13 protein-coding genes are annotated in these 13864 nt (G+C 68.6%); 7 read left to right on the top strand and 6 right to left on the bottom strand.

Translation table 11 applies throughout. The features are described 5' to 3' along the window. Positions 1–92 precede the first annotated feature (92 nt). Positions 93–872, bottom strand: coding sequence for a hypothetical protein (locus ACTIEF_RS03180; RefSeq protein WP_439470750.1), 780 nt, complete (start codon positions 870–872; stop codon positions 93–95). A 171-nt stretch (positions 873–1043) separates the two neighbouring features. On the opposite strand from ACTIEF_RS03180, the gene ACTIEF_RS03185 reads away from it, so the two are divergent. Then, entirely contained in the window at positions 1044–3188 is a 2145-nt protein-coding gene (locus tag ACTIEF_RS03185; RefSeq protein WP_439470751.1) for a response regulator, read from the top strand. Here ACTIEF_RS03185 and ACTIEF_RS03190 read toward each other — a convergent pair. After that, positions 3185–3838, bottom strand: coding sequence for a glutathione S-transferase family protein (locus ACTIEF_RS03190; protein WP_439470752.1), 654 nt, complete (start codon positions 3836–3838; stop codon positions 3185–3187). The genes ACTIEF_RS03185 and ACTIEF_RS03190 overlap by 4 nt on opposite strands. A 249-nt stretch (positions 3839–4087) precedes the next feature. Between ACTIEF_RS03190 and ACTIEF_RS03195 the strand changes: the two genes are divergently transcribed. Continuing rightward, entirely contained in the window at positions 4088–5137 is a 1050-nt protein-coding gene (locus ACTIEF_RS03195; RefSeq protein ID WP_439470753.1) for a ribonucleotide-diphosphate reductase subunit beta, read from the top strand. Between the two features lie 54 nt (positions 5138–5191). Further along, positions 5192–6232 carry an oxidoreductase gene (locus ACTIEF_RS03200; RefSeq protein ID WP_439470754.1) on the top strand — a complete coding sequence of 347 codons (1041 nt, stop codon included), beginning with the start codon at positions 5192–5194 and terminating at the stop codon, positions 6230–6232. On the opposite strand, the gene ACTIEF_RS03205 is transcribed toward ACTIEF_RS03200, so the two are convergent. From ACTIEF_RS03205 to ACTIEF_RS03220, 4 genes are all read right to left on the bottom strand, one after another. Then, entirely contained in the window at positions 6229–7794 is a 1566-nt protein-coding gene (locus ACTIEF_RS03205; protein ID WP_439470755.1) for a carboxylesterase/lipase family protein, read from the bottom strand. The two genes, ACTIEF_RS03200 and ACTIEF_RS03205, sit on opposite strands and share 4 nt — an antisense overlap. 68 nt (positions 7795–7862) lie before the next feature. Beyond that, positions 7863–8348, bottom strand: coding sequence for a hypothetical protein (locus tag ACTIEF_RS03210; protein WP_439470756.1), 486 nt, complete (start codon positions 8346–8348; stop codon positions 7863–7865). 99 nt (positions 8349–8447) lie between these two features. Beyond that, positions 8448–9908, bottom strand: coding sequence for a sensor histidine kinase (locus tag ACTIEF_RS03215; protein WP_439470757.1), 1461 nt, complete (start codon positions 9906–9908; stop codon positions 8448–8450). 40 nt (positions 9909–9948) lie between these two features. Continuing rightward, complete coding sequence (locus ACTIEF_RS03220) at positions 9949–10671, bottom strand: TVP38/TMEM64 family protein (protein ID WP_439470758.1); 723 nt, start codon at positions 10669–10671, stop codon at positions 9949–9951. A 132-nt stretch (positions 10672–10803) separates the two neighbouring features. On the opposite strand from ACTIEF_RS03220, the gene rpmH reads away from it, so the two are divergent. Genes rpmH through yihA form a run of 4 tightly spaced genes read left to right on the top strand, consistent with a single transcriptional unit; the run spans position 10804 to position 13843 of the window. Beyond that, positions 10804–10938, top strand: a complete 135-nt coding sequence (gene rpmH, locus ACTIEF_RS03225) for a 50S ribosomal protein L34 (RefSeq protein ID WP_123288089.1) — start codon at positions 10804–10806, stop codon at positions 10936–10938. Positions 10939–10962: 24 nt separating this feature from the next. Then, positions 10963–11364 (top strand): ribonuclease P protein component, encoded by a 402-nt coding sequence (rnpA, locus tag ACTIEF_RS03230; RefSeq protein WP_439470759.1) that lies wholly within the window; start codon positions 10963–10965, stop codon positions 11362–11364. Positions 11365–11369: 5 nt separating this feature from the next. Then, positions 11370–13199 (top strand): membrane protein insertase YidC, encoded by a 1830-nt coding sequence (gene yidC / locus ACTIEF_RS03235; RefSeq protein WP_439470760.1) that lies wholly within the window; start codon positions 11370–11372, stop codon positions 13197–13199. Next, positions 13199–13843: a ribosome biogenesis GTP-binding protein YihA/YsxC gene (yihA, locus tag ACTIEF_RS03240; RefSeq protein WP_439470761.1), complete on the top strand. Its 645-nt coding sequence runs from the start codon at positions 13199–13201 to the stop codon at positions 13841–13843. The genes yidC and yihA overlap by 1 nt, the downstream gene beginning before the upstream one ends. Positions 13844–13864 lie beyond the last annotated feature (21 nt).

Here is a 13864-nt window from a genome sequence, read left to right on the forward strand (position 1 = left end):
GCGGCCCCCCTCCCCATGGCATGGGGAGGACATCTCCGCGCGTTCTCCCGCGCTCAAGCAGCGAGGCTCCGCGAGCCGAGCGATAGCGCACCTTAATGTATGGGGTCATGGCGCTCCTCCAGTCCCTTGCCGACGATGTCGCCGAAGCCCCATTCGGTGATGTCGGCGATGTAGTCGCGCGGGCTGAACAGGCGGCCACGGCAGACCTTCACGCGCGGCGCGGGCAGATCGACCTGGGCGCGCAGCCGCTCGTTCAGTTCGACCACCAGCCAGCCGGGGACCCGGTCCCGCTCGGTCGGATAGGCGAAACGGAAGTTCAGCAGGTGGGCGAACAGCACCTCCCAGTAGAGGTCCATCTGGTCGAGCAGGCTCTTCCAGTCGATGGCGTCCGACTGCTTGAGGATGACGTGGTTCACGTCGGCCCCGTCGTAGCGATAGCGGTCCTGGATGAAGACCTTGGACAGGATCAGGGCTGTGGGCGGGGTGATGCCGACCTCATGGCCGTAGACAATTATCCTGTCGTCGCCGAACCAGCTGTCGTTCACGGCGATGGTGCCGTTCGACATGGCGAAGATCACGTCGAAAAAATGCTTCTCGTCCTTCCAGACCTTGGCGATCCAGCGCTCGTCCTCGACGTCGGTGCGGTAGCCGCGCGCCTGGAAGAAGGCGAGGATGCGGGGGTAGTCGCCGGGCTTGCAGAAGACGTCCAGATCCTTGGTCGGGCGGCTGATGCCCGTATAGGCGGTGACGGCGTAGGTGCCGGACAGCAGGAAGGGAATGCCGCTCTCCTTCAGCAGGCGGAGGGATTCCTCATAGAAGGCCAAAGCCTCTTCCGGCGGATGGAAGGACGGCTCGGCGACGGTGTCTGACATGGGCGCTTTTCTCCGGCGACGCGGGGCGAAAAACGGCTCGGCTCGCGGTCAAGTTCCGTCCGGAATCGGACATCTGCGTTACGGGAAATCCCTCATTCGACTGCTGCCAAGTTTGTTTACGGATTGACCCATAAGGATATTCCATCGGGTTGGAGCCGGGAGGGCCGCCGCTTGAAGGGACGTTGGCGTCTATTCAGACACGAAGCGGGGCGCGTCGCCGGCCCGCCGCCCTGGCTGTATGTGCTGCTCTTCGCCCTGTCGCAGCTCATCGGCCACTGGAGCGTCGACACCTTCGGCAGCGTCGCGGTCTGGCTGTCCAACGGCATTATGGTCGCGGCCCTGCTGCAGTTGCATCGCCGCCCCGCGATGACGGTGATCACCGCCTGTTTCGCGATCAACCTTTTCTCGAACACCTTCCGCGGCGATCCGGGCGTCTTCCTCTGGATCAACGCGGTGCTCAATCTGGGTGAGGCCATGCTGGCCGCCGTGATCGCCCGTCGATACTGCGGCGCCGCGCTGGACATGCGCCGCCCGCGTCGTCTGATCCGCTTCATGATCATCTCGGCCAATGCGGTGGCCGTCATCGCCGTGATCGGCTTCAGCCTGGTCTGGGTGCTGCGCCAGCCGCCGCTGCCGGTCTGGCTGTTCAATCTGCAGTCCTTCTTCGTCATGGAGACGATGGGCCTGCTGCTGGTCACGCCGGTGCTTCTGCTGTTCGCCCGCGTCCACCGCTTCAAGGGCATGACCCGCGCCTCGGCGCCCGAGGCCGTGGCCCTGATGGCGCTGATGACGGTCGTGACGGCGGCGGTATTCTGGCAGAACGAATACCCGCTGCTGTTCGTCACCCTGCCCCCTATGCTGCTGATCGGCCTGCGTCTGTCGCCCAAGATGGCGGCCAGCGGCCTGATCATCGTCGCGGCCATCAGTGGGGCGGCCACCCTGACGGGGCACGGTCCGGTGCATCTGGCCCATCTGGCCGACGTGCCGGGACTGGAGGGGGTGTCGCCCCTGCTGCGCCGGCTGGGCATCTACAACCTGTTCATGCTGTCGATGGTGATCACCGTCCTGCCGCTGTCGACGGTGATGAGTGAGCGGCGTCGGCTGGAGGCCCGGCTGCGCGCCCGCACGATCGCGGCGCAGGAGGCCCGCCGCCGGGCCGAGGACGCCGCCGCCGCCCGCTCGCGCTTCCTGGCGGTCATGAGCCATGAGATGCGCACGCCTCTGAACGGCGTGGCGGGCTTCGCCGACCTGCTCGCCGCCCGCTATGATCTGGCGCCGGATGCCCGCTGGCAGGTGCGTCAGATACGCGAGTCCAGTGATGGCCTGCTGATGCTGGTCGAGGACATTCTGGACTTCGCCCATGGCGACGACGCGGTGTCGCTGGAGCCGCTGAATCTGGCCGCCGTGGCCTGCGAGGCCCTGACGCCCAGCCGCGCCGCCGCCGATGCGCGCGGGCTAAGGCTGGCGGTCGAGGACGGCCTGCCGACCGGCGCCCGCTTCGCCTGCGACCGCCGCGCCCTGCGCCAGGCCATCCACCCGCTGGTCGCCAACGCCGTGAAATTCACCGAGACCGGCGAGGTGGTGGTCCGCCTCGAGCGCGGCGCCGACGGCGTCGTCATTCGCGTGTCGGACACCGGCAGCGGCATTCCGACCGAGGCCATGGCCGACATGTTCGAGGCCTTCGCCCAGGGCGACGCCTCGATCCGCCGCCGTCACTCGGGCGCGGGGCTGGGCCTGGCGCTGGTCGCCCGCCACGTGGCCCGTCTGGGCGGCATCGTCGATGTCGAGAGCGAGCTGGGCGTCGGCTCGACCTTCAGCCTCTACCTGCCGCTGGTCCGGCTGGCCGACGCCGAGCCCGAGCCGGTTCAAACCGTCGAGCCCGCGCCCGTGCTTGTCGAGCCCGCCCCGGATCTGCCGCCGCGCATTCTGGTGGTCGATGATCACCCGGTGAACCGCGAGGTCGCCCGCATCATGCTGCAGGCCTTCGGCTGCCATGTGGTCGAGGTTTGCGATGGGGTCGAGGCGGTCGCCGCCGCCCGCGCCGAGACCTTCGATCTGGTGCTGATGGATGTGCGGATGCCGCGCATGGACGGGCTGGAGGCCACCCGCCGCATCCGCGACCTGCCGGGCGACGCCGGGCGGATGGCGGTGGTCGCCATGACCGCCGACGCCATGCCGGAGGATGTGGTGCGCTGCCTCGCCGCCGGGATGAACGCCCACATGGCCAAGCCGATCAGCCAGGCGGGCCTGTTCGACGCGGTCAACCGCGCCCTCGCCGGCGACCTGCCCGAAGCCCGGGTCAGCCGCGCGGCCTAGCCTTCGAACGGAAAGCGCTCGGCCCAGAAGGCCTGAAGTTCCGGCAGGCGGTCCACCCGCGCCACCACCTCGGCCATGCGCGGGGCGACCTCGGCGAAGCGGGCGCGGCCGGGCGTCCAGCGGCTGGCCACCGCGACATAGAGGTCCAGCACCGTCATCTCGTCGCCCAGCAGCCAGCGGCCCGGCGCGATCTGGCGATCCATCACGCCCCAGCATTCGGCGATGCGCTCGGCGGTGCGCTTCTGGATCACCTGATGCGCCGCCGGATCGTCACCGCCCAGCCGGGAGGGCACGTCCCGCACCCAGAACATCGAATAGATGGAGGCTGGGATGAAGCTCATCCAGCGCAGGAACTGGGCCCGGCGTGGATCGCCCGGCTCGGGCGCCAGGGCGGCCTCCGGGTGCTGCTCGGCCAGCCAGATCAGGATGGCGGCGCTTTCGGTGATCGTCTCGCGAATTCCTTCAGAATTGGCGGGCGTGATCAGAGCCGGGACCTGCCGCATCGGATTGACCGGGGCCACCTTGTCGCGCTCGGCGTCGCCCTCCCAGGTCACCGCCTCGATGACTTCGTAGGGCGCCCCGATCAGGGTCAGGACCGCCTCGACCGGGACCGAGCCCGAGCCGGCGGCGCCGTAGACGGTGTAGGTCATGGAGATGCTCCTTCCGGGCCAAACCTGCGCCCGGCGGCGCGGTTCCGCATCCAAGTCCTTGGCCGGGCGGCATAAGTCCCGCTTGGGATCATCCCCCGGTTCGTCCCCAAGAGAGTATGGCTCAGCTACTACATCTAGCGGTCATGAAAAAATTGATCGCAAAATAGCCTTGTTTCGGCTTGGCGCCGGGGCCGCTCGCCCGCATTGTGAAAATCACTTCTCCCCCACGGATTCGTTCCAGAGCTCCCGATGAACGCGCACGTCTCGCCCACTGGTCTGATCACGCCGGGTCTGCTGACCCCCTCGGCCGCCTACAAGCCGTTCCGCTATCCGTGGGCGTTCGACATGTGGAAGAAGCAGCAGCAGGTCCACTGGATGCCCGAAGAGGTGCCGCTGGGCGAGGACATGAAGGACTGGGCCGTCAACCTAAGTGACGCCGAGCGCAACCTTCTGACCCAGATCTTCCGCTTCTTCACCCAGGCGGACATCGAGGTCCAGGACAACTACATGGAGCGCTACGGTCGGGTGTTCAAACCGACCGAGGTCAAGATGATGCTGGCGAGCTTCGCCAACATGGAGACCATCCACATCGCGGCCTACGCCCTGCTGCTCGAGACCATCGGCATGCCCGAGGCCGAGTTCGGCGCCTTCATGGAATATGAGGCCCTGCGCGACAAGCACGACTACATGGGCCAGTTCGGCGTGGACACGGATGCCGACATCTGTCGGACCCTGGCCATGTTCGGCGGCTTCGCCGAGGGGCTGCAGCTGTTCGCCTCGTTCGCGATGCTGATGAACTTCCCGCGCCAGAACAAGATGAAGGGCATGGGCCAGATCGTCTCGTGGTCGGTGCGGGACGAGAGCCTGCACTGCGAGGGCATCATCAAGCTGTACCACGCCTTCAACAAGGAGACCGGCGCGGTCACCAAGGCGGTCGCCGACGACATCGTCGAGTGCTGCCGCACCGTGGTGAACATGGAAGACAAGTTCATCGACCTGGCCTTCGAGATGGGCCCGGTGAACGGCATGACCGCCGACGACATCAAGGCCTACATCCGCTTCATCGCTGACTGGCGCCTGCGCCAGCTGCAACTGCCGGAGCTGTACGGCGGCGTGAAGGACAACCCGCTGCCGTGGCTGCAGGCCCTGCTGTCGGGGGTCGAGCACGCCAACTTCTTCGAAGCCCGCGCCACCGAATACTCCAAGGCCGCGACCAAGGGCTCGTGGCACGGCGCCGATGGCGTCTGGGGCTCGTTCGACGCCCTGATGAAGAAGCGCAACGAAGAGGCGGGGGCTTAAGCTCCGGTCGCCGAACGTGACCCCGCTCCTGCGCCCGCTGCGTTAGAACGGGGCATGACCGCGTCATCCCTTCCCAACGTCGCCCTCGTCGGCTTCGGCTATGCCGGACAGACCTTCCATGCGCCCCTGATCGCCGCCTGCCCGGACCTGAGGCTGCACAGCATCGTCACGGGCAAGCCCGACCTCGTCCGCGCCGCCTGGCCCGAAGCGCGCCCCGTCGCTGATCTGGAGGCTGTGCTGGCCGACCCGGAGATCGATCTGGTCGTCCTGGCCACCCCCAATGACCTGCATGCGCCCCAGGCCCGCGCGGCGCTGGAGGCGGGCAAGGCGGTGGTCATCGACAAGCCTTTCGCCCCGTCGCTGGAGGAGGCGCGCGGCGTGGCCGATCTGGCGCGCGAGAAGGGGCTGTTCCTGTCCATCTTCCACAATCGCCGTTGGGACGCCGACTTCCTAAGCCTGCAGCAGCAGATCGCGTCCGGCGCCTTGGGCGATATCCGCACCTATGAGAGCCATTTCGACCGATTCCGCCCCGAGGTCCGCGACCGCTGGCGGGAGCGCGACGGGCCGGGCGGCGGCATCTGGAACGACCTCGGCCCGCACCTGATCGACCAGGCGCTGGTGCTGTTCGGCCAACCTCTGGGCATCACCTGCGAACTGGCGGTGCTGAGGGACGGCGGGCAGGCGACGGACTGGGCGCATGCCGTCCTGCGCTACGCCGACAAGCGGGTGATCCTGCATGCCGACATGACCACCCCGGCGCCGGATGTCCGTTTCGCCGTGCACGGGGCGAAGGCGAGCTGGCTGAAGGGCGGGCTGGATGTGCAGGAGGATCAGCTGAAGGCCCGGCAGGGCGTCGGCTCGGAGGGCTGGGGCGTCGATCCGCGTCCGGCCATCGTGGTCGACGGGGCCACGGGCGCGCGGACCGAGGTCGCCTGCCCGCCGGGCGACTATGCCGCCTACTACGCCGCCGTCGCCGCCGCCCTGACCGGCCGGGGCGGCAACCCTGTGCCGCCGGAGCAGGCGCTGGCCGTCATGGCGGTGCTGGAGGCCGGGATCGAGAGTGATCGGCTGCGGGCGGAGGCGCCGCTCTCCTAGGTCCCCGGCTGGATGTAGGGGATGCGCCCGAAGAACCGGCGCTCGTCCCCGCGTGGATCGTCGGCCATACGGCTGTTCCGGTCCAGCACCATCGTCTCGCGGCGGGCCAGTGAGTAAGGCGTCCAGCGCGGCAGGCCGGGGTGGTTCGGATCGCCGGTGCGGGCGAAGGCGATCAGGGCGTCTGCCATGCGGTCGGCCATGGCCTGTCCGTCCGGCCCGGAGGCGCCCGAGCCCTCGGCCATGGCATTGTCCAGCATCAGGGGGATGTCCGAGGTGTGATACGCCCCCGTCCGCCCGTTGGTCCGGCGGCTGGGGAAGTCCAGCTGATAGACGAAGGCGGGGGAACCCTGCGCCGCCCGCATCTCGGCCTCGATCACCGCCGCTCGCCACGACCGCGCCGCCGTGGTCGCGCGGATCAGCACCTGATCGGGCGTCATCTCCGGATGCTGGGCGCGATACCAAGCGACCACCTCTTCCGGGGCGATGTCGATGCGCATCTGCGACGGGGTCAGTTTGGCCGGAAGGGTCTCCCACGTCAGGCCGACATGGGCCGGATCGTCGCCGAGGAAGGCCAGGGTCTCCTCGCGGCAGTTGCCGATCATCATCGGGATGGACGCCGACTGCGCCGGGGCGTCGGGCCAGAAGGGATGGCGCGGCAGACTGCGTCCATCCAGCACCGGGCCGAAATAGAGGGCACCGCCGAGGATGGGATCGGTCGCCCCCGCCGCCTCGATCAGCCGCTGGACCGGCAGGGTGCGCACCTCGTCGATCCGGTCCGGCGTCAGGCCCAGCGCCTCCAGCCAGACCTGCCCGCGCCGTGTGGCGTTCAGCGGGCCGGAGGCGGTGACCTGCTGGCCGCTCATGGTCACGGCGCGGTGGAACAGGCCGGCGGCGGCGGGCATGGCCATCAGGGTGGCGATCTTGGCCCCGCCGCCCGATTGGCCCACCAGGGTCACGCAGCCCGGATCGCCGCCGAAGAGCGCGATAGTGTCCCGCACCCACTCCAGCGCCAGAACCAGGTCCAACTGGCCCAGATTGCCGCTGTCCTCGAACCCCGGCGCGATCCGGGCCAGGGGCGCGTAGCCCAGCGGCCCCAGCCGGTGGTTCACCGTGACCACCACCACATCGCCCCGCGCCGCCAGCCGCGCGCCGTTGGTCAGGAGGCTGGAGCCCGATCCGGTCGAATAGGCGCCGCCGTGGATGTAGACGATCACCGGGCGGCGCCCCTGATCCAGCGCGGGCGTCCAGAGGTTCAGCCTCAGGCAGTCTTCCGCCTGGTTCGGTTCATTGCCGCGCTGGGGCGAGGCCGGGCCGTAGAGGGTGAAATCCGGTCGCCCGGTCCAGGGGACGGGCGGCTCCGGCCGCTCGAACCGACGCGCCCGGCCATAGGGCACGCCCTTGGCCGACAACACCATCCCGTCGGTGTCGGTGCGCACGGATCCATGGCGGGTTTCAGCGACGGCCAGTCGTCTGTCCCGGGCCAGCGACGGCGCGGGGCCCAGCGTCAGGGCCGCGCCCGCGGCCAGCCCCAGCCCTCGTCGTGTCAGCTGTCCACGCGCCACGCCCAACCTCGTTCCGTCTCTGCAGGGAACGGTGTCACGCCCCTGAGAGGGGCGCAATGCGGGCGGCCCTAGCGGGGCGTGACCACGCAGGTGCGGCGGCTGGCGCGGCAGGCGGCGACCTCGGCCTCATAGGCGGCGCGTTCCCGCTCCCACTGGGCCTGGGCGGCATTGGCGGCGGCCACGTCGGACTCCCACTGGACCCGGGCGGTGTTTGAGCGGGCGGTGTCGTTCTGGTAGCGCTGGTTTTCGGCGTCGAAGCGGGCCTGATCAGCGGCCTCGGCCTGTTCGGCGGCGGCGTTACGGGCGGCGATGCCCTCGTTCAGCTTGGCGGTGGCGGTGATTTCCGCAGGGTCCTGAGCCGACTCCGGGGCCGAGTGATAGGTCTCCCCGCGCTGGCGCAGCCATTCATCCGAGCCTGGCCTCGGGGCCGCGGCCTGCGGGGCGGCCACCGGCGCCGTCTGTGGCGAAGCGGTCTGGGCCCCGGCGGGCGCGACGGCCAGCATCAGGGCGGCGGCGCAGGTCAGGCCGAGGCGGGTCTTCAGGGTGCGGGTCATGGCGTCCTCCGGAAGCAAGTCGTCGCGAACAAGCTGGGCCGTTTCGCGGCGCTCCGCGAGGCTTAACGCCGTTCGCGCGATTTGGCTCAGCTTGATCGCCTAATTGGGAAGGCGAAGCTCGAAGGTGGTGCCTGTCGGCCCCGTCTCGATCAGGGTCAGGGTCCCGCCGTTGTTCACCGCCAGCTCGCGCGAGATGGTCAGGCCCAGCCCGGTGCCGCCGGACGCCCGTCCGCTGACGAAGGCTTCGAACAGCCGGTCCGCCACCCGCGCCGGGATGCCCGGACCGTCGTCGCTGACCAGGATCACGCAGTCGCCGTCGGCGGTCGAGCCGCTGATCCGCACCACCCCGTGCTTGTCGGCGCGGGTGGCGTCGGTCTCGATGGCCTGCCGGGCGTTGCGCAGCAGGTTCACCAGAATGCGGTACAGCTGATCCTGATCGGCGTGGACGTTGAAGCGGGGCGGCAGGGACTTGACCAGCTTCACCCCGTCCGGCGACAGGCCCGCATCCTCGGCGGCGGTGGTCAGGACGGCGGACAGGGGCGCGCGCACCTTCTGCGGGGCGGGCTCCTCGCTGCGGCCGTACTCCAGCACATTGCGCGACAGGGCGGCGGCGCGGCTCAGGGCGCGCTCCAGACGGGGCAGGGCCTTGGCCACGGCGGGGTCCGGCGAATCGGCCAGACGCTCGGACGCCATCTGGGCCGAGGTCAGCATGTTGCGCAGGTCGTGATTGATCTTGGCCACCGCCTCGCCCAGCGCCACCAGACGGGCGCGCGAGCGCAGGGAGTGACGCACTTCTTCCTGCATGCGGGCCAGTTCGCGTTCGACCCGGCCGATCTCGTCCTGACGGTCGCTGGGCGGAGCGCCCTCGCTCTCCGGGTCCTCGGCGAAATGCTCGATCGAGCGGGTCACCCGGCGCAGCGGCTGCAGCACCAGGAAGGCCAGGCCGGCGTAGAGCAGGCCCCCCGCCACCAGCGACACGAACAGGGAGGTCAGCAGGCTGTTGCGCAGGAAGGTCTTCAGCTCGGCCTTCAGCGGCTGGGCCGGGGCCAGGATTTCGATGAAGTCGCCGGAGCGATAGCGCGGGCGGGCCTGCACCCGGATAGAGCGGTCGGGGTGGCCGAACAGGGTCTGCCACGGGTCCATCAGGCGGGCGACCGGGCGCCGCTTGCGCAGGTCGATCAGGTCCGGCGTCCGGGGCAGGTTGGGGGCCTGCAGCAGCAGGCGGCGCACGCCCTGATCTCCGACCACCACCGCCTGCACGCCGCCGATGGCCAGCAACTGTTCGGCGGTGTCGTCCTCGACGGCGGAATAGGGCAGGGCCTCGACGCCCACGGACGCCAGTTCGGCCGACTGCAGTCGGTCCAGCAGCCAGCGCTCATGGAAGCTGGCCGCGCTGGGGGCGATGATCAGCACCTCGACCGAGGCGGCGAAGACGAAGGTCAGCAGCAGCAGCCGCCAGGCTAGTGCATCGGGCGCGTGGAAGCGCACGCGCTCGCGCCAGTCGGCGGGCACCCGCAGTCGCTTGCGGACAGCACTCAGAAGGGCGCGCGTGCGCGTCATGCGCCTCCTAACGCAAGGCTTGGGCCAAGGGCTGCTTCTCTCACGTCGCGACCTTTCGGCCCAGAGCCGCCTGCAGCCCCTTCATCAGGAAGGGCAACACGACCGCCAGGATGAAGACCCCGGTCATGGGCGCCCAGAACTGGCCGAACAGGGCCTGGAAGTCCGGATTGGGGTTGTCGGCCAGAAGGGTGTTCAGCCGCGCCCCGATCCAGCAGTAGATGATGTGGGCGGGCAGCAGGCCGATCACCGTGGCGATGGTGTAGGGCGTCAGTCGCACCGCCATGACGCCCGCCGCGATATTGATCATGTGGAAGGGCACGACCACGGCCAGACGGCTGGCCAGCACATACCAGAAGGTATCCTTGTCGATGGCGGCGCAGACCTTCTGCATGAGCCCCTGATCCCGCTCGGCCTTCTCGCGCAGGGCCCGGCCCAGCGCGGTGCGGGCCACGCCATAGACGATCAGGGCGCCCAGGGTGGCGGCGATGGAGGTCGAGACCCCGCCCACCCACGGCCCGAACAGATAGCCCGCCGTGATGGTCACGAAGAAGACGCCGGGCACAACGCTGGCCGTCAGGATGGCGAAGACGGCCATCAGAAGCAGCAGGCTGACCACATAGTTGTCGGCGGTGAACGCCCGGAATTCAGCCCCGTGATCGCGGATCGTATCCAGCGACAGAAAGCGGTTCCAGCCCATGCCGAAGATCAGGGCGATGACCGCCGCGAGCACGATCAGGGGCAGGAAGCGCTTCAGACGGGCCATTTTCTCTCCGTACAGGGGCGATGGAAGGCGCGCTACGGCGTTGACTCACGCGGATCGTGCCCGTATACGCCCGCCCTTCCTGCGGCGGACGCGTTCCGTCGTACCCGTATTCATTTATCTCAGGAGCCGACCGTGAAGCGGACCTATCAGCCGTCGCGACTCGTGCGCAAGCGCCGTCACGGCTTCCGTTCGCGGATGGCCACCAAGAACGGTCAGAAGATCGTTCAGCGCCGCCGCGCCAAGGGCCGCAAGCGCCTGACGGCCTAAGTCGTCGGCGCTCTGCGCGAGCGCATGGGCGATAACCTCAAAATTTGTCGCCTGACGTCGCGGCCCCAGTTTCTGGCGGCCGCGAAAGGCGTTTCAGAGGCCCGCGGCGCGGTGGTCGTCCAGCGACTGGATCGCGCCGACGGCGACGCCTCGATCCGCCTCGGCTTCACCGCCACCCGCAAGGTCGGCGGGGCCGTGGTTCGCAACCGCGCCAAACGCCGCCTGCGCGAGGCCGCCCGCGCGCTTGCGCCGCAGTTCGGCGTGGCCGGCAGCGACTATGTGTTCATCGCCCGCATGGGCACGGTCGACCGTGACTGGGACCGTTTGCTTGACGATGTGAAATCGGCGCTTACAAGGCTGGCGACCCCGCGGTCGGCGCCTCAACCCGCGCCCTCGACGCCCGCGCCAGCCGGCCAGGACTCCTGAATTCCATGCCCCCTCAGAATAACAGCCGCAACACGATCATCTTCTTCGTGGTCGCGGCGCTCCTGTTCGCCGCCTATGTGATGATCGTCGGCCCGACGCAGCAGGCCCAGCGCCGTGAAGCGCAGCAGGCCGCCGCCGCCCAGAAGGCCGCCGAGGCCGGGACCCCCGGAGCGCCCGGCGCCGCCGGATCGAGCGCGCCCGCGGTCGCCAGCTTCATCACCAACCGGACCCAGGCGCTGGGCGCCGGCGTCCGCGTCCGCATCCAGACGCCGACCCTGACGGGCTCGCTGGCCCTGAACGGCTCGCGCATCGACGACCTGTTCCTGACCAAATACCGCGAGACCATCGCCAAGGACTCGCCCGCGGTGGAGCTGTTCCGCCCGCAGGGCATGCGCCACGCCTACTTCGCCCAGTTCGGCTGGACCGGTCAGAACGTCCCCGGCGGCGTTCCCGGCCCGAACACCCCCTGGCGCCTGACCCAGGGCTCGACCCTGACCCCGACGACGCCGGTCACCCTGACCTGGGACAACGGCCAGGGCCTGCGCTTCACCCGCCGCATCTCGATCGATGACCAGTACATGTTCACGATCAGCGACACGGTCGCCAACTTCACCCCGGCGCCGATCACCCTGCAGCCCTATGGCCGCATCGAGCGTCAGGGCGTGCCGGACGATCTGGGTCGCCAGCAGGTGCTGCACGAAGGCGGCATCGGCACCTTCGGCGACGGCGAGAAATATTCGACTGAGCAGCTGAAATACAAAGCCTGGGCCAAGAAGCCCGCGCAGGAGCATCAGTCGACCGGCGGCTGGCTGGGCATCACCGACAAATACTGGCTCGCCGCCCTGATCCCGGATCAGAACGAGAAGGTCGACGCCGGCTTCTTCGTCAATGACCAGGAACGCTTCGACACCCACGCGGCCCTGCTGCGCGGCGCCGAGCACACCATCGCGCCGAACGGCCAGATCACCGAGACCACCCGCCTGTTCGCCGGCGCCAAGCGCAATGAAATCCTCGCGGGCTACGAGAAGGACCTCGGCCTGCCGCGCTTCATCTATGCGATCGACTGGGGCTTCCTGTTCTTCCTGACCCGCCCGATCTTCATGGCGGTGGAGTTCTTCTACGGCCTGGTCGGCAATTTCGGCATCGCCATCCTGCTGCTGACCCTGACCGTCCGCCTGATCATGTTCCCGCTGGCCAACAAGAGCTACGAGAGCATGTCCAAGATGCGGAACCTCCAGCCCAAGATGGAGGAGATCAAGAAGAAGTTCCCGGACGACGCGGCCAAGCAGCAACAGGAAACCATGGCCCTTTACCAGCGGGAGAAGATCAACCCGCTGGCCGGCTGTCTGCCCCTTCTGCTCCAGATCCCGGTCTTCTACGCCGTCTACAAGATGCTGTTCGTGACCATCGAAATGCGTCACGCGCCCTTCTTCGGATGGCTGCATGACCTGTCGGCGCCGGACCACACCACCATCTGGAACCTGTTCGGCCTGATCCCGTGGGATCCGTCGACGGCGCCGCTGATCGGCAACCTGCTGGTCAGCCATCCGGGCGGCGGTTTCAGCCTGGGCCTCAGCGTGCTGGCCATCGTCTACGGCTTCACCATGTGGCTGCAGATGGCCATGAGCCCGCCCGCGCCGGACCCCGTCCAGCGCAAGATCTTCCAGTTCATGCCGGTGGTGTTCACCTTCATCATGGCCAACTTCCCGGCCGGCCTGCTGCTCTACTGGGGCTGGTCGAACGTGCTGACCATCTTCCAGCAGTACATCATCATGCACCGCTTCAAGGCCGAGAACCCGATCGACACCTTCCTCGCCCGGTTCAAGAAGGCCTGATGACCGACGAGTTCACCCCCGACGAACTGGAGCAGGCGCGCATTCTCTTTGCGCGTCAGGCCACCTTCGTCATGGGCTGCGCCAAGATCGAGCAGCTGCCCGATCCGGACCTGCCCGAGATCGCCTTCGCGGGCCGGTCCAATGTCGGCAAGTCCAGCCTGATCAACGGCCTGGTCGGCATGCACAAGCTGGCCCGCGCCTCGAACGAGCCGGGCCGGACGCGCGAGGTCAATTTCTTCGACCTCGACGGCAAGATGCGTCTGGTCGACCTGCCCGGCTACGGTTGGGCCAAGGCGTCCAAGTCGACGGTCAAGAAGTTCCAGGATCTGGGCCGCGACTACCTGCGCGGCCGGGTGACGCTGAAGCGGGTCTATCTGCTGATCGACGCCCGCCACGGTCTGAAGTCGGTGGACACCGAGGCGCTGGACGCCCTCGATCTGGCCGCCGTCAGCTACCAGATCGTCCTGACCAAGGCCGACAAGCTGAAGAAGGGCGAGGGCGAGAAGGTCCAGGCCGCGACGCTGAAGGCCATCTCCAAACGCCCCGCCGCCTTCCCGGCGGTCGCCCTGACCTCGTCCGAAAAGGGCGAGGGCCTGCCGGAACTGCGCGCCGAGATCATGCGCACGACGGGCGTGGTGCTCTAACGCGTCACCTCCCCATCGCGG

Origin of the sequence: Brevundimonas sp. (genome assembly GCF_051858995.1) — a bacterium.
Classification (GTDB): domain Bacteria; phylum Pseudomonadota; class Alphaproteobacteria; order Caulobacterales; family Caulobacteraceae; genus Brevundimonas.